Origin of the sequence: Peribacillus simplex (assembly GCF_001542915.1) — a bacterium.
Taxonomy (GTDB): domain Bacteria; phylum Bacillota; class Bacilli; order Bacillales; family DSM-1321; genus Peribacillus; species Peribacillus simplex_B.
The window spans coordinates 668,216-690,967 of record NZ_LNNH01000012.1; the positions used below are offsets into that span (position 1 = coordinate 668,216).

The window sequence follows — 22,752 nt, forward strand, 5'->3', positions numbered from 1 at the left end:
GAAATAAAGAGGGCTATCGCGAGTACAAATCGCCAAAACAAATTTGTGCAACATGCTCATTTTTATCACGGTGTACTGAAAGCAAAGACCATCAAAAAGTAGTGACACGGCATATCTGGCAAGCATATGTGGAAGAAGCAGATCATCTGCGTCATCATCAAGAGGTAAAACCTATATATGCGAAACGCAAAGAAACGATAGAGCGTGTATTCGCAGATGCAAAAGAAAAGCATGGTATGCGTTGGACTACTTTAAGGGGACTTAAAAAATTGTCGATGCAGGCGATGCTTACTTTCGCTGCCATGAATGTAAAGAAGATGGCCACTTGGACATGGCAAGGTCCTAAAACGGCTTAACATAGTGGCTCGAAGAGCCCAAATCTCGTAACCTTTGGTCAAAATTTCAAAGGAATTTCAAAAGGGGTTCGGAATTTTTAAATTCCGAACCCCTTTTGTCTACAAACTGAAAGAAGCCTTTTATATGTATAATAGGCTTCTTTACTACGTATTTCTTCCTTATATTAGATAAGGTGTTCTATCCTACAAGAATGGATATGGCACTATAGACCAATAACAAGGCCATGACGATATTGAACTGACTGCTATATTTTGTGAGGAACTTTTGAAACAGTGAACCGAACACGCTCCAGCTCATCGTACTCAGGAAACCGATAAATGCAAGAAATAAGGAGAAAAATAGCAGACTGGCATTGGAAGTATGATAGGGAATGATAAAAGTTGAAACGGCCGTTATGCCATACAAGATACCTTTTGGATTGATGAACTGCAGCAGCATGCCTGACAGAAAACGGTTATTTTTATCTCCATCTTCATCCTCGCTTTTGTTTTTACTTTTGATTATTTTCGTGGCCAGATACAGCATATAGATGGCAGCAAGGACTGTCATGATAAATTCGATTTTTGGAATGAAATTTTTTAGCAGCAGATTAAAATAACTCGACAATAACATGATCACAAAGAAACCTGCTCCTACGCCTAAACAGAATTTCAGCGTCCGCTTAAACCCGTATTTGTTAGCGAATAACATCGCCATGATATTGTTGGGGCCTGGGGTGAAGCTGGTGACAAAAACATAAAGTAAAAATGTTACTAATGGCATGGGTGCGCCTCCCTTAGAGATGTATGTTATACTGTTTAAAAAGAACGATATAACGACTTACTTTTTATTGTACAATACGATCGTTATATTGTATATAAAGGAGTGCACTTATGGAGGAAATAAATCTTATACTTGCGAAAAACTTAAAAGCCTTCAGAGAAAATAAAAAGTTAAGCCTCGAAAAGGTTGCAGAGCTGACTGGTGTAAGCAAAACAATGATAGGCCAAATTGAACGAGGGGAATCGAGTCCCACGATCACAACGATCTGGAAAATTGCCAATGGTTTAAAGATTTCCTTTTCTTCGCTAATCGATCATCCCCGGCCAGATACAACGGTTGTTCTTAAAAGTGATATTCGAACATTAACTGAAGACAACGGCAAATATCTAGTTTATCCTCACTTTCCCTTCGAAGCTGATAAACGTTTTGAGGTTTATTCGATCGAGATCGAAGCAGGTGGACTTCATCGTGCCGATCCACATCAAGAAGGAACGGAAGAATTTCTGACTATTTTTGGAGGCGAGCTGACTGTCCGCCTAAATGATCATGAATACATCTTAAAAGATGGCGACTCCATCAGATTCAAGGCAGACAAGCCCCATGCTTACCTGAATACCGGCGGAACGCTGACCCGGTTAAGCATGATTTTATATTATCCAAACTAAAAAACCCCGTTTTACGAGAACGGGGTTTTCAGATTGGAGACAAACTTCATGTTAATGGGAGTGTCTCCAGTCTTCCTGGTTTGTCCAACATTGAATGCAGATGTTGAAGATTTTCTCCCATGCTTTCTAAAGGGTCATTTTTTCGACACCTGCATTTCCCCAAATCATCTCAAGTCATGATTCCCAGCCAGGTTTTCACAGCTGTCGCCAAAATCAAGAGGGCCAATAGGACTTGCAGGACTTTTACATCCATTTTTTTGCCGACCATCGCCCCGATTGGAGCGGCTATCAAACTAGCTGCAACGATGATCAGTGTTGGATAAAAATCAACTTGCCCAGTCGTGATTTTCCCTGCCGTCGCACCGATTGATGAGATGAGCGTGATGGCCAGTGAAGATGCGATCGTGACCCTGGTCGGGATCCTTAACACGATAAGCATGATCGGGACTATTAGAAAACCGCCTCCTGCCCCGACTATTCCTGCCCCCAAACCAACGAGTAGAGCCAGGATGGCCGCCAGCCATTTGTTAAAGCTCACTTGTTCCTTAGTAACTTGATCCATTCTTTTTCTCGGAATGAACATCATAAAAGCAGCGATCAACGCCAAAACACCGTAGACAATATTCACTCCGTTTTCCGACATCTCTCGTGATCCGAAACTTCCGAGCATGCTTCCGATCAACACGCTGATTCCCATATAAAGAATGAGCGTTTTATTTACATGTCCGCTTTTCCGATAGCTCCAGACCCCTCCGATGGAAGCAAACAAAACTTGCACCGCACTTATACCTGTTACATCATGTGCACTAAATGCCGCTAAACCGAAAATGGGAGGAACGAATAGAAGCAATGGGTAATTAATGATCGCACCGCCAATACCGAGCATTCCGGAAATGTATGAACCTATGAATCCAATCAGGAAGATGGTCATGATAAAAGTGATATCCATATTACTTGCCTCCCATAAAACGAAGGGAATCTAAAAGGTTCCCTTCGCTTCTTTAGCCTTTTCTGATCCAAAATTTAAGTATCTCATGATCCATCGCTGTGTCGATTAGTTCATGACCGCCTGATTTTGACCAAGCCGCCAAGTCGGCTTTAGCTCCTTTATCAGTTACATGTATTTCCAGCACTTGCCCCTGCAGCATTTCATTCATCGCTTTTTTCGTTTTAATGATCGGCATTGGGCAAGCAAGCCCTGTAGCATCCAATACTTTATCTGAATTCATCCCAAATCTCTCCTTATTCAGGTTTCATTTATACTTAACGAACGGCACAACGATTTGGTCCAATTTCCATTTCGCGCTGTTTTTCATCCTTCGGTTGGATTTTCCCCATATTGGTTTCACGAATTTCTTGATAAGCATTTGGCTGAGGCGGTAAATTACCCGATACCAATGCTCTGAACTCTGACTCGTCTGCCATGTTCAATCCATGATTCTCAGCAAATAAATAGCCTAGCTTTTTGGCGACACTACCGTCATTATTCAATTCTTCATGAATCATGAAATGTGAAGGTAATACCAGTAACTCTTCTGATAGTTCTCGATAACGTGTATATAGGGTTTCTCTCAAATCGCCTACCCAATCCTCGGCCAAGCCTGCTAAGTCCGGTCTGCCGATGGAGTTAATGAATAAGATGTCTCCAGAAAGCAGGTATTTTTCATCGATGACGAATGATGTCGAGCCTACCGTGTGGCCTGGCGAATATACGGCTTGGATATCGATCGCCGTATGACCGATTCTAATCACCTTTCCGCTTTCCAATGGCTGGTAATCAAACGTTACTTCCGTTGCATCTTTTGTTGGCAGCCAGTAAGTTGCATTAGTCTTTTTTGCTATATTTCGGCCTCCTGAAATATGGTCAGCATGTAGATGTGTATCCAACACATGCGTGATTTTTGCACCTATGCTTTCGGCAAAATCGAGGTAAACATCGATCATTCTTGTGGAATCAATCACGGCAGCTTCGCCATTGGATACGACCATATAAGATAAACACCCTTTGCCGTGACGGACAAATTGATAAATTTCTCCGCCATCAGTCAATGTTCCGATCTTCACCCGTTCCAAGTGCTCACTCCACGCTTTCATGCCCCCCTTTAAATAAGCAACATGAAGTCCAGCTTCAGCCAGCATTTCAGCCACCATCATTGATGAGCCTTCTTTTGCGCAAACCACCAGAATGTCTTTATTTTCCGGAATCCGTTCGATGATTTTTTCCACACCATCCAACAAATCAAAGTATGGAATATTAAGGATTTCAAACCATTCCCCTTCAATTTTCCAATTGATATAGTCCGTTTCATTTCGAACATCCAAAATGAATAATTCATCTTCATTGATAACTTTCCTTGCAACCTCCGCTGCAGTCATCGATTTATAGATCATCCTTATACCCCATATAGTATATTAATCATTAAATTTTTTCCCTCCATTAGCGTCCGGGGCGAAATCCCCAAGAAAACGATTGAAACAATTGCACTCGATCATAAAGAAGAAGGCCGTTCCACGACTAAATGTTCAATTATTTTTTGACCGATGTTTGTGAAGGACCGTTCCATTGGCTCATGCCAGGTAAAACATTGATGACTTCCTTAAATCCAGCTGCCGTTAGTTTTTATGCAGCAAGGTCACTTCGGCTGCCCGTACGGCAAATGACAAAAAGCTCAGATCCTTTATCCAGTTCCTCCAAACGGTGTTCCAAATCACCGATTGGAAAGGATATAGCCGTTGGAATATGATTGAAAGCATACTCTGCCCTTTCTCTTACATCGAGGATGATCGTGTTTTCCTTTGCTTCGATTTTTTCCAGGAGCATTTCATTTGTAATGATCTTTTCATGGATTCTTTCTTGTTGATCTTCAGCACTAGCTTTGCGAAGATAATGCTTCATAACCACTCCATCTTCCACCGTTCCCAAATATTGATGACCTAAACTTTCCGCCCAGGCCTTCAAATCGGCAGTTGATCCTTTATCAGTCGCTTGAACCTCAAGCACTTCTCCAGCTTCCAGATTGTTCATCGCTTTTTTCGTTTTGACGATGGGCGTGGGACAGGCCAATCCTTTTGCATCCAGTACGGAATTCGTTGTAATCATCATTTTCCTCCTTGTTCAATTAATAGGGGGTGGGGTATATAAAAGGTCAAAAAGTCATTCTGTTGCACCCTTCCATTCATTCATGCCCCCCACCATGTTCATCACTTTATATCCATGCTGCTCTAGTAACTGTGCAGCCCTTGAACTTCTGCCCCCCGAACGGCAGACTAAGATGTACTCTTTTGATTTATCCAGGTCCTGCATGGTACATTCCACTAAAGCCAATGGGATGTTCATGGCATCGGGAATCTTCCCGCCCTTCACTTCATCCACTTCACGCACATCAATGACATGAACTGGCTTGTTCCCTTTCACTAAATCATTCACTTCATTAGGCAATATTTCTCTCATGATTTTTATCTCCTCGCACTACCTTTAAATGAATAAGTTTACATTCCCATCCTCAGCTTCCGCTAAATAAGCAGCCACACCTGCATACTCGATACCAGCCAATAATTCCTCTTGTTGTAAACCGAGCAAGTCCATTGTCATCGTACAGGCGATTAGTTTCACCTCTTGTTCTTGAGCCAGCTCGATTAAATGCGGCAGTGACATCGCCTTATGTTTTTTCATGACATGCTTGATCATTTTAGGTCCCATTCCAACAAAATTCAATTGGGATAAGCCCATCTTATCAGCACCTCGCGGCATCATTTTGGCAAACATTTTCTCAAGCCACCCTTTTTTCACCTTCAACGGCTCGTCCTTCCTCAATGCATTCAATCCCCAGAATGTATGGAAGATGGTCACTTCATGATCGTAGGCTGCCGCACCATTTGCAATGATGTAAGCAGCCATCGCCTTATCATAATCACCACTAAATAAGATGATTGTCGTTTTTTTCTGTTCAGTCATCTCTGTTTTTTCTCCTTTTCGCTTTATATACCTATGGGGGTATATTTTATGCTAAAAAATATAATACGTCAACACTCAGAAGCGTAAATTTGTGTACTTTTATTCTTGCGTAAAAGCTGTTTACTCGAGAATTCGGCTTGTAATAGGGATTTTCCCTTTTTCATTTTCCATTTTCAAGGATTGATTGCTATCTAAAAATCCTTCTCTATTCATCCGATCAAAAGAGAGTTAGGAAGAGGGTGAAATGCAGTGGCAATCACAAATGGACAGAAACATCCATCTCCCAAAGGTAATCACCCAATCCTTGCAAATGGTTGTGAACCTTCATATGAACCAGCGAAACACAGGGCTTTTGAGATCCATCGTGAAAAGGCCATAATCAATGACGACCATTTCTTGTTCTTCGGAAAAAGCGACATTTGCGATTCGCAAATCGATTGGAATCATGCCATACTTCAGAAATATAATTTCGAGCTTGATAAGCTTCATATAGTCAAGGACTGCATGCCGCACGCTTGTGTCCATCTTCTTCATGATGATCCAGCCAGAATCATATTCACTAACCGGACAAATATACTTTCTAACTTCCTCCCTGCAATTATTATAGATGTGTGCTTCATTTGCGTTGGCCACCATACCTATCTCGGACAGGGCAACTTTTAATATATAGCCATTATCCAGATCATAAACGATTCGATTATAGCCATGCCCGATCATTTCATATTGAAGGTTCAGCGTTTTTGTAGCGGAAGTCATTCTTTGTGCTGTCGTTTCAAAAAAATGGTGCTTCCCCATTTTTGCTACCCATGAGTCAATGGCTTGTATCTCTTCAGGTCGCAACATGGAACCTTTATTCATTTGTAGGCCTTTTTCTTTTCCACTGTTATTTAGCAACAATTTTACACGTCTCCTTTTAAGTAAATGTGCCAGACGATTGTTTTTTAGAAAGGCCCAAGATCACCAAACTAAGCCTTCCATACAGTATCCCTTTTGTAACATGATATGGATTTACATATAAATGGCTTGTACAATCATCAAAAATCCCAGTGGAGACCGGAGCTGTTGCTTTTTGTGGTTGATTGATGATACAAAAATAGACAGGCGGCAAAAAGTTTGCCACCTGTCCGGCTTGTCCTACCCTCTTGCCTTAATTTCTCGACATTAAGAACGCTTCCAATTCCACACTCGTTGGATAAGAAGACTGAGTTCCCCGTTTCGTGACACTTAATCCGGCAAAGGCTGCAGCCTTTTTTATCGCCTGGAGTACATCCCCATTTTGCACTAAGAAGTGGGCAAAGCAGCCTATGAAGGCATCCCCCGCTCCGGTTGTATCTACCGCTGTCACTTTCTGCGACGCAACCTTCACACTTTTTTCCTTCGTTATCCACATGACTCCCCGGTTTCCCATCGTTACGATTACATTTTCAACGCCCTTATTTATGAGAATGGACGCCGCTTCCTTAATTTGTTCATCTGTAGCAACAGGCATGTTCGTTAAAATCTCCAGTTCGCTCTCATTAGGGATAAAAAAGTCACTTTTGCACACATAATCAAAATCAAGTTCTTTTGACGCAGGAGCCGGATTTACTATGACCGGAATGTTATGTTCGCGACCAAAATCAATCGCACGGTAAACGGTTGGAAGCGGAATTTCAAGCTGAAGGATAATCAAGGAAGCTGTCTTAAGCTTCCCTGCGGCACGGTCGACATCCGCCGGCAGCAAGTGCTGGTTTGCTCCCTTAATGATCAGGATGCGGTTTTTTGATTCTTGATCGACAAAAATCGGTGCCACCCCGCTTGATGTGCCAGTCACTTTACTGGTGAATTCCGTATCAATCCCATGGCTTTCAAGATTTTTGATCGTGTTATCCGCAAAAAGATCATCGCCGACCTTCGTTACCATCATCACCTTTGAGCCCATTTTGGCGGCTGCAACCGCTTGGTTGGTACCTTTCCCGCCGAAGCCCATTTTAAAATCCGGTGCCTCAAGCGTTTCTCCTTCTTTTGGCATGTCCACAATGTACGAGATCAAATCCACCATATTCGATCCAATCACTGCTATGTCCATTTATTGTTCCTCCTTATTTCTTTCCGGTCACTATCGTGAACGTCCTCTCTTCCCCTGCTCCAAGCATCATCAACGTTCCTGCTTTTTCTGCGGCGCTGAAGCCTTCTGGACGACTTGTGGCCGGCAGGACGAAAGAAGCGACATGCTGATTGACGTTATGCAATAACCACCTTGTGGCGTAGTTCAATTCAGCTGTTGAAAAACGGGTAAAAAACGTGATCCCGTCAGGTGAAACCATCTCGAACTCTGCTACTTCCTGATAAAGATTCAGCTCGTCTGCAAAAAACACGATTTCGGGATCATACATTTCAGGATGATTTATTGCTTTAAGCAATGCCTCGCCATTTAATAGCTTCTTATTATAACCCAGCCATTTATCGGTCGGTTTCACATGATCTGGAATCGACTCCCTTAGCTTGAAAGCACTGTTCGGGATATTTTGCTTCATTTCGGCATTTTCCAAGTAAGCATAGTTTGTATGACACATATACTGTAGCGGCATCACTTCGCCCGATAGATTTTTCACAGCCATGGTCATCTGGATCGACCCTTTCGCTTTGAACATTTCAACGCTCGGAGAAGCTAGGTAATGGTGGCCGAAACCTTTTATATATTCGGTCCGGCCGCAGATTTTTACGGACGAATCGGTTATTTCCAGCCAGGCACTGTCCATCTCGGCACAGGGCATTTCTCCATGCATTTCATGGTCATCATCAGGCCCCGGACAGCCATTGCTGATAAGCCCTGAATGGAAAGCAAAGCAACCATATGTATCTATGATGCTATCAGCCTTTTTGGGCTGGGCGAACATACTCTTCATTTTAAGATCTACACCGTCAAATTCCAAATCCCAAATCATTTGGCCCATGTATGGTAGAACCACCATCCTGCCTCTTGAATTGGTAATCTCGATCGCTTCAATGCCTGATGGATAGCGGAATAAGTTAACAGTGAATTCTTCGTTGGTAAAAAACGGTGTGCGGCTTTCTTTAAAATAATTCCGTTGCAGTCCGATTATTCCCTTCATTCCTTCCACCCTTTCACTTTATCTTCGCACAGGGAAGCGGTGCTTGAACTTTTCCCTATGCCGAAGATTCGTTTCTGAACTTACAATGATGATGCTGGCTTTTCTGCAGCCTGAATTGTGACTTTTTGCGTTTTCATTTCACCGAAGAAATAGAAGCCAACGTAGATGAAGCAGGCCATGGATACAAGGAAAGCCAGTTGCATCGAACCGAAGAAATCAGATGCAAACCCTTGCAACGCAGGAATGAAGGCTCCCCCTACAATGGCCATGACGAGGATCGCACCGGCCGTTTCGGTATATTTCTTATCTTGGATGACTTCAAGCGTTTCCGCATAAATCGTCGCCCAGCATGGCCCGAACAGCATGCTGACCGCAACGGCTGCGTACACCGCTGTCATATTCGGTACGAATGCCACATAGGCAAGAAGCGCTGAACCAATAATGGCGTAACTGACCAATACTTTTGCTGGCGAAAAACGGGTCATCAAGAAATTCGCAATGAACTTGCCTGCAAAGAAAGCACTGAAACTATATACCATAAAGGTTGATGCGGTACGCTCATTGATGTCGGGATTTAAATCGAGCGCAAGGCGAATCGTAAAGGACCAAACCGTTACCTGCATCCCCACGTATAAAAATTGCGCGGCCACTCCTTTCCGGAATCGTTTGTTTCCACCCAGGTATTTAAGCGTTCTCATGATCCCAGGTGATTTCCCGGAAGCATTGCCGCTCTTCCCTTCGGGCTTACATGATGGGAACTTGGTCAAAATGAACAAGATCAAGATACCGATCAGGACGAAAATCATAAATCTATACGGTTCCAGCGTATTTTCAAGCATTTTCAGCCCAAAGGCCTGAGCCTCTGCCGGCGACATCGTCGCCATCCTTGCCTCGAGGCTTGCCCCTTCCTGGAATACAAGGTATTTCCCTAATAAGATTCCAGAAATCGCACCGATAGGATAAAAGGTTTGGCTGATATTCAAGCGAAGAATCGCATACTTTCGCGGCCCAATCATTGAACTATATGTATTTGCAGCCGTCTCAAGAAACCCCAGGCCGATCGCGATGGAGAAGATCGCGAATAAAAACATCGTATACGTAGCCATATGCGATGCTGGATAAAACAACGAGCAGCCTATAATATAAAAAAGCAAACCGGTAATGATGGCAAATTTATAATTCGTTTTCTTAATCACCATTGAAGCTGGTATCGCAATCAGGAAATACCCCCCATAAAATGCGCTCTGCACTAAAGCACTCGCAAAATCTGTCAACTCAAATACATGCTTGAACTGTGCGATCAGGATATCGTTCAAACTGGCGGCAACCGCCCATAACGGGAAAAGCAAAGACAACAGGATAAACTGAAAAATAGGCGTACGATTCAAATAACCATCTGACAGCTGAATTAAGTTTTGTTTTTTCATTTTTTAACATCTCCTTGTGTCCATTAGTTTTAAAAAAACCCTTACACGCTATATCGGTATTCATCTTCGACTGCTTCGCCGTCCATGATCGCCGCCCCGGAGCTTGCCCCTATTCGAGTGGCACCAGCCCGAACCATCGCTTTCAAATCCTGATGTCAGCCTCCGCCTCATCATATTCATCTGATTTCCATAATCCAATCGCTAAAACCATAGCACGTCTTCGGCGCCATTTTGAACGGCATTCTCTGTTTCCAACGCTTTTATCGCAGCCGTCGAGGCACTGAGCGGAAAGCTGGTAACCGCGCAAACCTTCACATCACTTCCTTTAAATTCTTCTGCCTTCGTTTTCACCCAGACCGGATTCACACATACAAAGGCAAATCCCTATTCTCTTGCTTCATCACAAAGAGTCATGATCTGTTTTTTTTGTTGCTTCCGCCTTTCATAAGATATGGTCGTTTATTTTTGACTTGATCATTTTATTCTCTTCTCTTTCCCCATTTAAAATAAAGCGCTTACAATTCGTGAAAGGAAATGGACGACTGGATGATTGATTGTCCAGTGCCCTTTCATACAATTAAAACGTCGGGTTCACCAATCGGCAAGACTGCCTGATTTTAAGCTCAGGAGACAATAAATACTCCCGTTTTGGAAGATTCCCCTTTAAACCAATCCGCTCGTGCAACAGTAAAAAGGCAATCTCACCTATGGAATTCATTGGCCTTGCTACGACACTAAGCTTAGGGTTCAAAAATGTTGCAATATCCACATCATCAAAACCTATGAACGATACCTCACTGCCAAGCCTCCAGTTTACATCCTCCAGCGCCTTCATACAGCCGATCGTCATCATATTGTTGGAAGAAAAAATGGCAGTCGGCCTCTCATCAAGTTCAAAAAGCCTTTCTGTACACTGATAGCCGCTTTGCTCCCCGAAATCACCTTGAATGACATATCGTTCATCCAATTCGATTTTGTAATCTGCCAAGGCTTGTTGATAGCCCAAGTACCGCTCAAGCCCAGGGGTCGTATTCAAGGGTCCGCATATGATCGCAATCTTTTCATGCCCTTGTAAAATCAATTGCTGTACTGCCTGATAGGCCCCCTTCTTGTTATCTACAAGAACCGTATCCACTTCCCATTTTTTAATGCTTCGGTCAACCGCTACGACAGGGATTCCTTGTTCTTCAAGAAGCTTTAGATGATCGCCGTTTTCATTTGCCGTTGTGATGATCACTCCATCCACGCCACGCTCAATGAAATTTTTCACGATTTCTTCTTCAATCTTGGGCGATTCATTCGTGCTGCTTAAAATGGTGAAGTACTCCTTTTCACGTGCTTTTTGTTCGATTCCTGCCATTACTAGCGGAAAGAACGGATTCTTGATATCAGGTACAATGACGCCAATCGTTTTCGTTTCTTTGAGCTTCATGGTCCTTGCTGCTGCACTGCGGATATAGCCCAGTTCCTCGATTGCCTTAAGGATCCGTTCCTCCGTTACTTTACGGACTCCTCCTTGGTTATTGATGACCCGGGATACCGTGGCAATGGAGACGTTTGCTAGACTTGCAACATCATGAATATTTGGTTTAGATTCCATTTTGTTGACACCTCAAAATGTAAACGTTTAGATTTTTCAAGACAAGCATCAGATATATCAAGATACGATTCTCATTTAAGAGTTTATAAAAATGTAAACGTTTAGATTATTCTTAAAAATAGATTAACAGGTTTATTTTGTAATGGCAAGCGTTTTTGTATGCGGTTACAAGCATAGCTCACATTTTTCATGTTTTGCAAAGGATGGATGGTAAAGGATGGATGGTATATTATAGTATGGGACATCAATGATGTAAGACAAGGAGTGATGAAATATCAGAAAAAGATGGATGCTATCAACACTGGCTGGATTATTGCTCGTTTCATTAGGTGTATTGGCCTTCAATAATTCCAGCAGCGAGAATGAACCGCAAAAACGTGAAAGTAGAAAAACCGAGAAGTCCAAGATCCCTGTAGTAGAGGAATTTGGCGGACCTCACCTTGAAAAAGTCGGGGATAAGGTCCATCAAAAAAATTGGGGAACACTCACCTTACTTGAGACCAAGCCAGTTAATAAGTCGTTTGAATTAGCTCACATGGTGATCACGATCAAGGATATTCGCAGAATTCAATTATCCTCGCTTACTGACGAAGCAGAGAAAGAGCTGGAGTCTTATACTGGTCTGAGTTTTGAAGAGGCCTACTCGATCTATTATAAAGACCATTTAAGCATGGAGGAAATCGACCAAAAAGCCGCCTGGTCCAAAGCGGATATTGACGAACGGGTTTCTTACCTGGAAATTACTTATTCCGTGGAAAATAAAGATTCGAAGGAGCTCCAGTTCTACAGCATGGAAAATGTCACCTTCAATGGTAACCTTACATATGATGTGCCCACTAAAAATTTCATCCACTCCGGTGATACGTTCATCGGGACAAAAAAAGTCAGCCGCTCGGATTACCAACCAGGCGAAAAGAGGGAAGGCACAATTGGCTTATTGATCGATCCAGAGGAAAACATTGGGGAGCTCGCGTCCTTTTCATTCACGACAGACGATATATCAGATGGTGAATCACATGAATTATTGATGAAGGGCAGTTCGTTTGAAGTTCCCTTAAGAGGAAAATAGTGTAGTAGTTAAGATAATACCGCCAGACAAGGGAATGTTCTCTTATTTGGCGGTTGTTTGATTTTCGTGTCAGCTGCCATACAGCAACTCATAGTTCACCTGCTGTATGGCGCTGCATTTCTTCTTCCAATAAGATACGGCGCAATATTTTCCCTACCGCTGATTTTGGGAGCTGTTTCCTGAACTCAAATTCCCGCGGCACCTTATAACGGGCCATGCGTTGACGGCAGAACGCCCGGATTTCCGCTTCCGAGACGGATCGTCCTTCCTTGATGACTATCGCCGCTTTAACCGTTTCCCCGCGATATGTATCCGGCACGCCATATACACACGTTTCTTTCACGGCAGGATGCTGATAAATAATGTCCTCCACTTCGGTTGGATAGATATTATAGCCGCTTGCAATGATCATATCCTTCTTCCGGCCCACGATATAAAAATACCCTTCTTCGTCCATCGTCGCGATATCGCCGGTGTATAGCCAGCCATCCCGCAAAGCTGCTGCCGTATCCCCTGGATTTTTCCAATAGCCCTTCATGACCTGTGGCCCTTTAATGATCAATTCACCTGCTTCGCCTGGTGTCATACCTTTTGTCCCCGTTTTCAAATCTACGATTCTTGCGTCTGTATTAGGGTATGGTATCCCAATGCTTCCGGGCTTCTTTTGTCCATTAACAGGGTTTCTGTGAGTCGTGGGTGAGGTTTCGGACATGCCGAATCCCTCCGATATCGAGATACTGAAAGCTGTTTGGAATTGATGGATGATTTCTATCGGGAGCGGGGCTGAACCGCAGCTGCAGTATTTAAAGCAGCTTAAATCGTCTGCCGTTAAATCCCGGTGATTGAGTAAGGCGATATACATCGTCGGAACACCTGGAAATATGGTGGGCCGATGTTTTCGGATCAGCTCGACCACTTTATCGATTTCAAATTTTTCCAATGTTATATATGTCGCCCCTGCATAAACGGCACTATTCAATCGTCCATTGCCAAACACATGGAATAATGGCGTCAATCCAAGCATCCGTTCGCCAGGACTTTGGAGTTTGAGAGGTTCCGCCGTAAAGGAAAAGTCTTGAAGAACGTTGGAAATCAAATTAAAGTGGGTGAGCATGACTCCCTTGGATTTCCCGGTCGTTCCTCCGGTATATTGCAGCAAGGCCACCGCTTCCTTTTGATCTAGGGAAATCTCAGGCAGTTCCTTGTCCAGCGTCGTTGGAACTGGTCCACCCTTCCGTACTGTGTCGGCAGGAATGAACGTCACCAACTCAGAAAAACTTGTCGCCCTCAATTTCTCCTGTTGTTCCTCACGACCAATGAACCATTTTGCCTCGGAATCACTCAATATCTCATCTAATTCATTGGGCTGATACAAGGGATTCACTTGAACGACCACACCTCCCAAACGATGGATCGCATAGTAAGCAATGATATATTCCAGACAATTTGGCAGCATGATGGCTATCCGGTCATTCATCTGAAAACCCCTATTGAATAAATCCATGGCAAACCAATCTGAGGCATCCTTCAATTCCAAATAAGTCAGCTCATTCTCGCCGGCGATGACGGCTTTCGTTGAGGGGTAAAGGTTGGCAGAGCGCTCCAATAGTCCATATAGGGACAATAAGGGAATCTCAATTTCAGGAGGGGTTTCTTCTGGATAAAATCTTTGCCAAGTTTTCATCAATCTCTCCCACTTCCTTGTCGTTAAAATGCTCGTAACTTTAAGTTTTGCTTACCGCTCGTTCATCCTCGTATCATTTGTTTCGAATGATTTTGAATATTCCCGTTCCCTTTGCAATGATATTACCGTTTACATCTTTTATCTCTCCTTCAGTAAAGGCAATTTTATGCCCTTTTTGCAGGACTTTTGCTTCTGCAAACAATTCACCGCTCGATATGCTCGCCAAATAATGTACGGTCAAACTTGTCGTCACCACTTTTGATCTGGTCACGGAACGGGTCACCATTCCAAGGATGGTATCCAGCATGGTAGCGTGAATCCCTCCGTGCAATGTCCCATTAACATTCAGTAAATGCTCTTCAATGTTTAACTTGATCCTAACATTTCCTTCCTCAAAGCGAGTGATTTCAAACCCGATATGTGAAAAGAACGCACTGCTTTCGAATTGGTTGCGAATTTCCTCCACTTCAACAGACACACTATTCCCCCTTCCTTTTCCAACTACTCGAATACTATCTTAAAAGGATCAGAACCACGTCGGATCTCCACTCCTTATACGGTTTCAACCATGATCGCCATTCCCTGTCCCCCGCCGACACAAAGTGTCGCGATTCCGTATCTCTCTTTCCTGCGAATCAATTCGTGAATGAGTGTTGTCACGATCCGCGCACCCGTTGATCCAACTGGATGCCCGAGCGCAATCGCCCCGCCGTTTACATTCACTTTGCTTTCATCAAGCGCCAGCTCCCTGATGACCGCCAATGCTTGTGAAGCGAATGCTTCATTCAATTCAAAAAGACCGATTTCTTCAATCTTTTTACCGGTACGCTCCAAAAGCTTTCCGACGGCTGGTACAGGTCCAATCCCCATCACTTCAGGAGAAACGCCAGCCGCCGCCCAATCTACAATTTTCGCGATTGGCTTCAGTTGCAACCGTTTTGCCTCACTGGCTTTCATTAATACCAATGCCGAAGCCCCGTCATTACGGCCGCAGGCATTTCCTGCCGTCACGGTTCCATTTTCCTTGAAAGCCGGTCTTAAAGCTGCAAGCCGTTCCATTGTGGTATCCGGACGCGGATATTCATCCACTTCTATCGTAACCGTCCCCTTTTTCTCACTTACCTGGACAGGAACGATCTCTTCCTTGAATTTCCCTGTTTCGGTCGCCTGTGCCGCTCTTCGTTGGCTTTCAATCGAAAAGGCATCTTGCTCTTCCCTGGAAATGTTGTATCGCCGTGCGACATTTTCAGCCGTTATTCCCATCCCTAATCTGCTTCCATACATCTCCTGAGGCTGTTGCCCTGCTTCGGTATTCGAGTCTACCAGTTCGGTCCGATCCCCGCCAAATCGGGCACTTCTTAAATAAAGTGGAGCACGACTCATGCTTTCCGTACCGCCGGCAACGACGATATTGGCTTGTCCCGAGCTTAGTTGCTGGGCGGCCGAAGCAATAGCCTGCATGCCTGATGCGCATAAACGGTTTACCGTAAAAGCTGGTGCAGATTCAGGAATCCCTGAACGCAGAGCTGCCACCCTCGCGACATTCGAGGATTCGGTCGTTTGCCTTACCTCCCCGAAAATGACTTCATCCACTTGTTCAGCTGCTATATTGGCCCGTTTAATGGCCTCGTTGATAACGAGGCTAGCCAAATGCCCAGAACTTATATTCTTTAATGCCCCTCCGTAGCGGCCGATCGGTGTTCGGACAGCACTCACGATTACAATTTCTTCGCTCACTTCACATCTCCCCCTCAAAGTTCAGATACTCGTATTTTTGCCTTCACGCCATTTCATGCATCGGCATTCCGCTCATCAATGCTTAAGCGCGGTCAGCACTCTTCCAACACATTCCTTGCAATGATCAAACGTTGAATTTCATTCGTTCCTTCATATATTTTCGTAATGCGGGCATCACGGTAAAAACGTTCAACTGGATATTCCGCCATATAGCCCATCCCGCCATGAATTTGGACCGCTTTATCCGCCACCCGGTTGAACACGTCAGAAGCGAATAGCTTTGCCATCGATGCTTCCTTGATCACCTTTTTCCCTTCATCGATTTTTTGCGCCGCCATCATCGTCAAGGCCCTTGCCGCTTCCGTTTCCGTCGCCATATCAGCCAGCATCCATTGAATCGCCTGGTTATCGGCAATCGGTTTGCCGAATTGAATGCGCTCCTTTGCATACTTAGCCGATAATTCTATCAACTTCCCGCATGAACCCACTGCCCTAGCCGCCAAGCCGACACGGCCCTCGCCCAAAATGGTCAGTGCTGAAATATATCCCATTCCAACCTCACCGATAACATTTTCTTCAGGTATGATACAATCCTCGAATATGACTTGTGAGGTATACGATCCTCTCAGCCCCATTTTTTTGTCCTTTTTGCCGACAGTCAATCCAGGAAAATCTCTTTCTACTAAAAAAGCTGTAATTCCGCCTTTGGCCCCTTTACTCTTATCCGTTAAGGCGAATACGGTAAAAACATCGGCTATTGGCCCGTTGGTGATGAAATGCTTCGTGCCGTTCATCACCCAGCAATCGCCCTTCTTTTCTGCGCATGTAGCCAAATTGGTGGCATCCGAACCTGCTCCGGGCTCAGATAATGCAAAGGCTGCTATCTTTGTGCCTGCTGCCATATCAGGCAAGTATTTCTCTTTCAAATGTTCGGATGCAAGCTTGACCAGCCCCGTACTGCCTATCCCGGTATGAGCGCTGATCAATGAAACAAAGCCATTATGCGTCCTGCCTAACTGCTCCAAAACGGTAGCCTTGCCCACTGTATTCAAGCCAATTCCGCCGTATTGTTCGGGAATGCTGATTCCGAATAAACCAAGGTTTTTTGCTTGTTCCACTAAATGCTCGGGAATGGCATCTTCTTCTTCAATTTGAATCGCGAATGGCTCCACTTCCCTTTCAACGAAATGACCGATCATGTCCTTCATCTGCTGCATTTCCTTGGTTAACGTGATTGTCATGATTATTTCCTCCTTTGATTTTTTCCTGGAATTACGTTTTGTTTCCCACCTTATTCCAAATCAGGCTTCACGCTCAATGATCGTTGCAATTCCCTGACCGCCACCAATGCATGCCGTTATAAGAGCGAACCTTCCTGATATGCGCTTTAATTCGTAAACCGCCTTTGTCATGAGAATGGCCCCAGTCGCACCAAGCGGGTGTCCGTGGGCGATGGCTCCCCCATTCACATTGATTTTGGCTGCATCCATATTAAGCTCCCTATTGCAGGCAATCACTTGTGCCGCAAAGGCTTCATTGATTTCAATGATGTCCATGTCAGCCAGGGTGAGCTTCGATTTTTCCATTACTTTTTTAATCGCGGGAACAGGTCCGATGCCCATATAATTTGGATCGACACCGGCAACAGCCTGTGCTTTGATCGTCGCTAGAGGCTTGATCCCCCACTCTTCCGCTTTTTCCCTCGACATGATGACCAATGCAGAAGCAGCATCATTCAATCCTGAACTATTGCCTGCCGTCACGGACCCACCTGCCAAAAAAGCTGGTGATAAGTTGGCTAGCCCTTCTTTCGTTATTTGCGGGCGAGGATGTTCATCCACCTTAAATTCGCGTGTTTCACCCTTTCTGCCTGGTATGCTCATTGGCATGATTTGTTCATCAAAACGGCCCTCTTCCATGGCTTTGGCCATCTTTTTTTGACTTTGGAGAGCAAATTCATCTTGTTCTTCCCTGCTGACCTCATATTTTCGAGCTAAGTTTTCAGCAGTGATTCCCATTGGCGGATCGCCAATTTCTTTCGGGGACAACTGCGACTTCCTGAACTGCGGAGGCTTTGCGTTATATGCTTTTTCCGGACGATCCATCAAGTAAGGGGCCCTGCTCATGCTCTCCACGCCACCGGCGATATAGATCTCCCCTTCACTGGCAGAAATCGCTTGTGCCGCTAAATTGACCGCGTTGATTCCGGAACCGCACTGACGGTCAACCGTCAAACCAGGAAGCTGTATCGAAAGACCTGTTTCCAATGCTGTCAATCTGGCTATGTTGCCGCCACCGCTCAAAACATTCCCCATGATGACATCATCAATCATTTCGGGATTTACCTTCGCCCGGTTTATCGCTTCCTTCATCACTTCCGCCCCAAATACATGAGCCGGGACCGAAGCAAGTGCACCGCCCTGTTTTCCAATTGCTGTACGTACTGCTGATACAATGACCGCATCTCTCTTCATTTTTCATCCACTCCCTTTTTTTATCTCACACCTGAACTTATGGATTTTCCCGTTGCTTATGAGGACTTAAGGTCCATGTCCCCAGTTTGTTTATTTGTTTGATCCCTGATTGACTTGACAGGTTTTACGAATATGGCAAATAAGATGCCAAAGACCAAGACAAGAGCCGCCATGAACAAAATCGATAGATTATAGCCCAATAGTTGGTTACCTCCAGCCAAACTTATGATATACCCTGTTACAAGAGGGGCAATGATGCCTGCTATGTTACCTGATGAGGTCAGGATGCTCGTCATCAACCCACCCCGCTCTTGCATTTCATTGATCATGATCGTTGGCCCGATCGGCAAAATCGCATATGTCAGTCCTTTCGCTAAACACATGGCGCCTATCACCCAGATTGGATTTTGAAAAACCATGATGGAGGAAAAAAACAAGGCCCCCAGAATCATCGATCCCGCAACGACGTACACCCTTGACGATCGCCAGTTTTGATTCTTCTTGAATAAATGATCGGAAATCATCGAAACCCCCATATAAATGCATACGGAAACGACTCCGATTATTGCTACGCTTGATCCCATTTGGCCTGGAGTCATTTTTACGGCTTCCACTAAATAAATCGGGAGCCAAACCGAAAACCAAACGACTAAAATATAAGTGGAAAAATAGGCGAGAGTGGTGAATAAAGCCGTAGGTGATGCCAGTAGCGCCAAGAAGTCCTTCCATTTGATTTTTTCCAGCTTTGCTTTCTGTTTCTTTTGCACCTGCTCATGGACTTCGACTGGGTTTTCCTTTGTTAAAAATTGAAAAAGGAAGAACCAAACAAAGCTTGCTGCACCAAGTGCAGCAAAGGCAGCCTTCCATCCGAATATCGTGATTAAGGAAACAAGGATGGGCGCCACGATCATCGCACCGACCGTTCCCCCGCCGACAACCACTGAATTGGCAAAGCCTTTTAGCTTCGGGGGAAACCACTTATCGGCATGGCTGTATGCAATTGGACTGTAAGGCCCTTCGAATGCGCCCAATAAAATCCTGTAAAGAATGAGAAATGGCAGCGCGGCGATGGCCAATACGCCGAATTGCAGCACAGTCCAGGTCAACATGATGAATCCAAGCACTTTTTTGGCCCCAAGTCGATCAGCCCATGCTGCTCCAAAAATCCCCGTTACGGGATAGAGCCAATAATAACTGCTGCCAACAAGGCCCCACTCCGCATAAGAAAGATCGAATTCCTTCATGATGGGAACAGCTGCAAGTCCTACAATCGATTTATCCGCAAAATTAATGACGGCACCAAAGAATAATAGAATGAGAACAACCCAACGCATAACAGACCCTCCTTTTTATATCTACCTTCAAAAATCCGCATGCCCCACGCGAATGGATGGAGTTGAAATGTATATAGCATCCACCTCGTCCCTCAATCGTTTCTCCCCTCCCTTTCAAGCTCTTCTTTTACTAATAATCTTTTCAATAGCTTACCGACTGTGTTGCGCGGCAATTCATTTCTTACTTCAAACACTTTCGGCACCTTGTATGGAGTAAGTTGGGAATAGCAATATCCTTCTACCTCTTCAAGGTCGATGGAAGCGCTTTCTTTAGGGACGATGAACGCTTTTACGACTTCGCCTTTTTCTTTATGGGGGATGCCCACCACAGCAGCTTCCTTAATCGCTGGATGTTCATACAGTACCCCTTCCACCTCTTGCGGGTAAATGTTGAATCCGCCCACGATGATCATTTCCTTTTTCCTGCCGACTATATAGAAATATCCTTCATCATCCATGACGGCAAGGTCGCCGGTGTAAAGCCATCCATTCTGTAGTGCTTTTTTTGTTTCGGCCTCGTTATTCCAGTATCCCTTCATGATTTGCGGTCCTTTTATGAGCAATTCACCGACACTTGTGTTGGGAACTTCATTATTATCATCGTCAATGATCATGCAATCCGTACCTGGAAATGGAATGCCGATGCTTCCCACCTTCCTTTTACCAAAAGGAGGATTACGGTGGGTCGAGGGCGATGCTTCCGATAAACCGAACCCCTCTCCTATTTGGGCGCCGGTCAGCATCTCGAACCGCTTAATCACTTCAATAGGAAGGGGCGCAGAGCCGCAAGAGCAGCTTTTTAAACAATCCAGTCCATATGTTTCGATTTCAGGATGGTTGACGAACGCATTATACATCTTAGGTACTCCTGGAAAAAAGGTTGGACGATATTTTTTAATGTTTGCCAGAACATGCGGGAGATCGAATTTCGGAAATAATAGAATGGCGGCCCCTAGATAGATTCCGAGATTCATCGCACTTGTCATGGCATAAACATGATAGAGCGGTGTAGCGGCCAAAACGATCTCTTTTCCTGGTATCATCGAATCCCCATACATTTCATAGCTTTGGATGACGTTGGAAGTCAAATTATGGTGGGTCAGCATGACTCCCTTCATCTTCCCTGTGGTCCCCCCTGTATATTGAATGACCGCAATATCTTCAAATGGGCTGATGCTTTCCGCCGCTTGAATGGCCTCCCCGGATTGAATCATGGATTGAAGCGAATATGTCCCATCTTGATCACCTTCCGTCTTCATGCAGACGGCAAACTCATATATCGCTTTCGTTTCCTCGACTGTACTGGCTGCGGTTTCATCGAATACAATATATTTAGCTCCAGAGTCAAGCAGGATTTGCAATAGTTCCCTTGGTTTATACATGGGATTCGTCTGCACGACGATCAGGCCAAGCGCCTGGGCGGCATAATAGCTGATGATGAAATAAGGATGGTTGGCCATCATCAGGCCAATTCGCTCTCCTTTTGCAAGACCCATTTCCCTCCATTTTCCCGCAAGCTTGTCGACCTGCATTTTAAGATTGAGGTAATCCAGCGTTTGATCTTCATAAATGATGGCTGTATGGTGAGGAAACTTTCTTGCTGCCCTATCAAGCAAGGAATAGACGGATATTTCCGGTAGCTTCATAGTTTTCATCCTTCCCACATACCATTGCTCCCACGGTCGATCTATCGTTTTACGCACCATTCATCCCTCCAGATATAAACGAATCTCCTGTCGTGCCTGTTTAATACGTATTTATCATGCAACTTACATGCCAAGTCAGAGCCGGGCATTTGTAGCATAAACTGCTAAAGCATTAATTCATTATTGAATTTGGATCCTTTTAAATGCCTCACTGCAAGGGATTCATCAATAATTAAATAATTCATTATTGAATTATCGATAACAGGGAAAATATCTGCTACTTATTATCCTTTTTTAAACATAAAGCGTCTGATTTATCACTCTTTAACGTTCAAATTTTCTTGCAATCATCATTCCTTCTCATGAATACAGCGGCAATGAATTGATTGATTTTTCATGTAAACATTTTCACTTTTCCATTCACCATTCTTCATCCTTCGGACATATAATACAAACAAAGGAAAACCGGGGGTATCAATAATGCAAGACTATCAACATGGATCGCAAAAGAATGAAGTTGAAAAGTTTGATGAATGGGTGAAAAAGTTTTTTCTGGATCCGGAAACTTGTGCGTTGGATCATCAGCTTTTTTCAATTGATATATACGAAAGTGACGATGAGTATATGGTGGAGGCGGTTTTGGAAAATCATGATGTCGAGGATATTAAGGTGTGCCTGAGCGATAATGAGCTATCGATCATCGTTGACGAAGCTCATAAGCCTTTTATTGATAATAAAGCGGATACCATTCCCACACAGAGAAATATTCCCTTCCCCTTTTCGATTTGCACACGCAGGATTACCGCTGAATTCTCGAATCCCATTTTGGTGATTCGCATCCATAAGTTTTCCCCCGGAAAAAAAGCAGAGGATATTAATATTGAGTAGTTCGTTCATCATAACAAAAAAAGAATGGTCTTGAGAGCATCTTTGCTCCCAGGCCATTC

Annotated in this window: 23 protein-coding genes and 1 pseudogene; 4 read left to right on the plus strand and 20 right to left on the minus strand. The window is 44.2% G+C overall.

Going from position 1 to position 22,752, the window contains the following annotated elements; genetic code table 11:
- Positions 1-356, plus strand: a 356-nt coding sequence (locus AS888_RS08280; protein ID WP_185113049.1) for a transposase, incomplete at its 5' end; no start/stop codon positions are given.
- Positions 357-534: 178 nt separating this feature from the next.
- On the opposite strand, the gene AS888_RS08285 is transcribed toward AS888_RS08280, so the two are convergent.
- Entirely contained in the window at positions 535-1,119 is a 585-nt protein-coding gene (locus tag AS888_RS08285) for a LysE family transporter (RefSeq protein ID WP_061141666.1), read from the minus strand.
- Between the two features lie 110 nt (positions 1,120-1,229).
- Between AS888_RS08285 and AS888_RS08290 the strand changes: the two genes are divergently transcribed.
- Complete coding sequence (locus tag AS888_RS08290) at positions 1,230-1,784, plus strand: helix-turn-helix domain-containing protein (RefSeq protein WP_061141667.1); 555 nt, start codon at positions 1,230-1,232, stop codon at positions 1,782-1,784.
- A 169-nt stretch (positions 1,785-1,953) separates the two neighbouring features.
- Here AS888_RS08290 and AS888_RS08295 read toward each other — a convergent pair whose 3' ends face one another.
- The 12 genes and pseudogenes from AS888_RS08295 to AS888_RS08345 form a co-directional block, all read right to left on the minus strand.
- On the minus strand, positions 1,954-2,733 hold the full coding sequence (locus AS888_RS08295; RefSeq protein WP_061141668.1) for a sulfite exporter TauE/SafE family protein: 780 nt from the start codon (positions 2,731-2,733) through the stop codon (positions 1,954-1,956).
- 52 nt (positions 2,734-2,785) lie between these two features.
- Positions 2,786-3,013 (minus strand): sulfurtransferase TusA family protein, encoded by a 228-nt coding sequence (locus AS888_RS08300; RefSeq protein ID WP_061141669.1) that lies wholly within the window; start codon positions 3,011-3,013, stop codon positions 2,786-2,788.
- Positions 3,014-3,047: 34 nt separating this feature from the next.
- On the minus strand, positions 3,048-4,175 hold the full coding sequence (locus tag AS888_RS08305) for an MBL fold metallo-hydrolase (RefSeq protein ID WP_061141670.1): 1,128 nt from the start codon (positions 4,173-4,175) through the stop codon (positions 3,048-3,050).
- Between the two features lie 136 nt (positions 4,176-4,311).
- Positions 4,312-4,884, minus strand: a pseudogene (locus AS888_RS08310) (sulfurtransferase TusA family protein).
- Positions 4,885-4,938: 54 nt separating this feature from the next.
- Positions 4,939-5,235 carry a rhodanese-like domain-containing protein gene (locus AS888_RS08315; RefSeq protein WP_061141671.1) on the minus strand — a complete coding sequence of 99 codons (297 nt, stop codon included), beginning with the start codon at positions 5,233-5,235 and terminating at the stop codon, positions 4,939-4,941.
- A 24-nt stretch (positions 5,236-5,259) separates the two neighbouring features.
- On the minus strand, positions 5,260-5,739 hold the full coding sequence (locus AS888_RS08320; RefSeq protein ID WP_061141672.1) for a DsrE/DsrF/DrsH-like family protein: 480 nt from the start codon (positions 5,737-5,739) through the stop codon (positions 5,260-5,262).
- A 324-nt stretch (positions 5,740-6,063) separates the two neighbouring features.
- On the minus strand, positions 6,064-6,597 hold the full coding sequence (locus AS888_RS08325) for a hypothetical protein (RefSeq protein WP_155645419.1): 534 nt from the start codon (positions 6,595-6,597) through the stop codon (positions 6,064-6,066).
- A gap of 289 nt (positions 6,598-6,886) precedes the next feature.
- Entirely contained in the window at positions 6,887-7,807 is a 921-nt protein-coding gene (rbsK, locus tag AS888_RS08330) for a ribokinase (protein ID WP_061141674.1), read from the minus strand.
- A gap of 13 nt (positions 7,808-7,820) precedes the next feature.
- Complete coding sequence (locus AS888_RS08335; RefSeq protein ID WP_061141675.1) at positions 7,821-8,834, minus strand: aldose 1-epimerase family protein; 1,014 nt, start codon at positions 8,832-8,834, stop codon at positions 7,821-7,823.
- Positions 8,835-8,914: 80 nt separating this feature from the next.
- Positions 8,915-10,261 carry an L-fucose:H+ symporter permease gene (fucP, locus tag AS888_RS08340; protein ID WP_061141676.1) on the minus strand — a complete coding sequence of 449 codons (1,347 nt, stop codon included), beginning with the start codon at positions 10,259-10,261 and terminating at the stop codon, positions 8,915-8,917.
- Positions 10,262-10,462: 201 nt separating this feature from the next.
- Positions 10,463-10,627, minus strand: coding sequence for a hypothetical protein (locus AS888_RS27125; RefSeq protein ID WP_397251216.1), 165 nt, complete (start codon positions 10,625-10,627; stop codon positions 10,463-10,465).
- A 211-nt stretch (positions 10,628-10,838) separates the two neighbouring features.
- Positions 10,839-11,861, minus strand: coding sequence for a LacI family DNA-binding transcriptional regulator (locus AS888_RS08345; protein WP_061141677.1), 1,023 nt, complete (start codon positions 11,859-11,861; stop codon positions 10,839-10,841).
- Between the two features lie 289 nt (positions 11,862-12,150).
- Between AS888_RS08345 and AS888_RS08350 the strand changes: the two genes are divergently transcribed.
- Positions 12,151-12,930, plus strand: a complete 780-nt coding sequence (locus AS888_RS08350; protein WP_061141678.1) for a hypothetical protein — start codon at positions 12,151-12,153, stop codon at positions 12,928-12,930.
- Between the two features lie 88 nt (positions 12,931-13,018).
- On the opposite strand, the gene AS888_RS08355 is transcribed toward AS888_RS08350, so the two are convergent.
- The 7 genes from AS888_RS08355 to AS888_RS08385 all read right to left on the minus strand — a co-directional run bounded on the left by AS888_RS08355 (position 13,019) and on the right by AS888_RS08385 (position 21,862).
- The gene (locus tag AS888_RS08355) at positions 13,019-14,614 is read right to left on the minus strand and encodes a long-chain-fatty-acid--CoA ligase (RefSeq protein ID WP_061141842.1); all 1,596 of its coding nucleotides are present in this window, start codon (positions 14,612-14,614) and stop codon (positions 13,019-13,021) included.
- Between the two features lie 73 nt (positions 14,615-14,687).
- The gene (locus tag AS888_RS08360) at positions 14,688-15,092 is read right to left on the minus strand and encodes a PaaI family thioesterase (RefSeq protein WP_061141679.1); all 405 of its coding nucleotides are present in this window, start codon (positions 15,090-15,092) and stop codon (positions 14,688-14,690) included.
- Between the two features lie 74 nt (positions 15,093-15,166).
- Positions 15,167-16,351 (minus strand): thiolase family protein, encoded by a 1,185-nt coding sequence (locus AS888_RS08365; RefSeq protein ID WP_061141680.1) that lies wholly within the window; start codon positions 16,349-16,351, stop codon positions 15,167-15,169.
- A gap of 92 nt (positions 16,352-16,443) precedes the next feature.
- Positions 16,444-17,592: an acyl-CoA dehydrogenase family protein gene (locus tag AS888_RS08370; RefSeq protein WP_061141681.1), complete on the minus strand. Its 1,149-nt coding sequence runs from the start codon at positions 17,590-17,592 to the stop codon at positions 16,444-16,446.
- 60 nt (positions 17,593-17,652) lie between these two features.
- On the minus strand, positions 17,653-18,825 hold the full coding sequence (locus AS888_RS08375; protein ID WP_061141682.1) for a thiolase family protein: 1,173 nt from the start codon (positions 18,823-18,825) through the stop codon (positions 17,653-17,655).
- Positions 18,826-18,881: 56 nt separating this feature from the next.
- Entirely contained in the window at positions 18,882-20,159 is a 1,278-nt protein-coding gene (locus AS888_RS08380) for an MFS transporter (protein WP_061141683.1), read from the minus strand.
- Positions 20,160-20,251: 92 nt separating this feature from the next.
- Positions 20,252-21,862 (minus strand): long-chain-fatty-acid--CoA ligase, encoded by a 1,611-nt coding sequence (locus tag AS888_RS08385; RefSeq protein WP_061141843.1) that lies wholly within the window; start codon positions 21,860-21,862, stop codon positions 20,252-20,254.
- A gap of 423 nt (positions 21,863-22,285) precedes the next feature.
- On the opposite strand from AS888_RS08385, the gene AS888_RS08390 reads away from it, so the two are divergent.
- Positions 22,286-22,693 (plus strand): Hsp20/alpha crystallin family protein, encoded by a 408-nt coding sequence (locus tag AS888_RS08390; protein WP_061141684.1) that lies wholly within the window; start codon positions 22,286-22,288, stop codon positions 22,691-22,693.
- Positions 22,694-22,752 lie beyond the last annotated feature (59 nt).

What these genes read in the sequence shown, in the direction of transcription:
- AS888_RS08295 (WP_061141668.1), bottom strand. Translation starts at nt 2,733, where the DNA reads ATGGATATCACTTTTATCATGACCATCTTCCTGATTGGATTCATAGGT.
- fucP (WP_061141676.1), bottom strand. Translation starts at nt 10,261, where the DNA reads ATGAAAAAACAAAACTTAATTCAGCTGTCAGATGGTTATTTGAATCGT.
- AS888_RS08285 (WP_061141666.1), bottom strand. Translation starts at nt 1,119, where the DNA reads ATGCCATTAGTAACATTTTTACTTTATGTTTTTGTCACCAGCTTCACC.
- AS888_RS08290 (WP_061141667.1), top strand. Translation starts at nt 1,230, where the DNA reads ATGGAGGAAATAAATCTTATACTTGCGAAAAACTTAAAAGCCTTCAGA.
- rbsK (WP_061141674.1), bottom strand. Translation starts at nt 7,807, where the DNA reads ATGGACATAGCAGTGATTGGATCGAATATGGTGGATTTGATCTCGTAC.
- AS888_RS08325 (WP_155645419.1), bottom strand. Translation starts at nt 6,597, where the DNA reads ATGAATAAAGGTTCCATGTTGCGACCTGAAGAGATACAAGCCATTGAC.
- AS888_RS08300 (WP_061141669.1), bottom strand. Translation starts at nt 3,013, where the DNA reads ATGAATTCAGATAAAGTATTGGATGCTACAGGGCTTGCTTGCCCAATG.
- AS888_RS08345 (WP_061141677.1), bottom strand. Translation starts at nt 11,861, where the DNA reads ATGGAATCTAAACCAAATATTCATGATGTTGCAAGTCTAGCAAACGTC.
- AS888_RS08370 (WP_061141681.1), bottom strand. Translation starts at nt 17,592, where the DNA reads ATGACAATCACGTTAACCAAGGAAATGCAGCAGATGAAGGACATGATC.
- AS888_RS08305 (WP_061141670.1), bottom strand. Translation starts at nt 4,175, where the DNA reads ATGATCTATAAATCGATGACTGCAGCGGAGGTTGCAAGGAAAGTTATC.
- AS888_RS08380 (WP_061141683.1), bottom strand. Translation starts at nt 20,159, where the DNA reads ATGCGTTGGGTTGTTCTCATTCTATTATTCTTTGGTGCCGTCATTAAT.
- AS888_RS08320 (WP_061141672.1), bottom strand. Translation starts at nt 5,739, where the DNA reads ATGACTGAACAGAAAAAAACGACAATCATCTTATTTAGTGGTGATTAT.
- AS888_RS08355 (WP_061141842.1), bottom strand. Translation starts at nt 14,614, where the DNA reads ATGAAAACTTGGCAAAGATTTTATCCAGAAGAAACCCCTCCTGAAATT.
- AS888_RS08390 (WP_061141684.1), top strand. Translation starts at nt 22,286, where the DNA reads ATGCAAGACTATCAACATGGATCGCAAAAGAATGAAGTTGAAAAGTTT.
- AS888_RS08315 (WP_061141671.1), bottom strand. Translation starts at nt 5,235, where the DNA reads ATGAGAGAAATATTGCCTAATGAAGTGAATGATTTAGTGAAAGGGAAC.
- AS888_RS08375 (WP_061141682.1), bottom strand. Translation starts at nt 18,825, where the DNA reads ATGAAGAGAGATGCGGTCATTGTATCAGCAGTACGTACAGCAATTGGA.
- AS888_RS08350 (WP_061141678.1), top strand. Translation starts at nt 12,151, where the DNA reads ATGCTATCAACACTGGCTGGATTATTGCTCGTTTCATTAGGTGTATTG.
- AS888_RS08335 (WP_061141675.1), bottom strand. Translation starts at nt 8,834, where the DNA reads ATGAAGGGAATAATCGGACTGCAACGGAATTATTTTAAAGAAAGCCGC.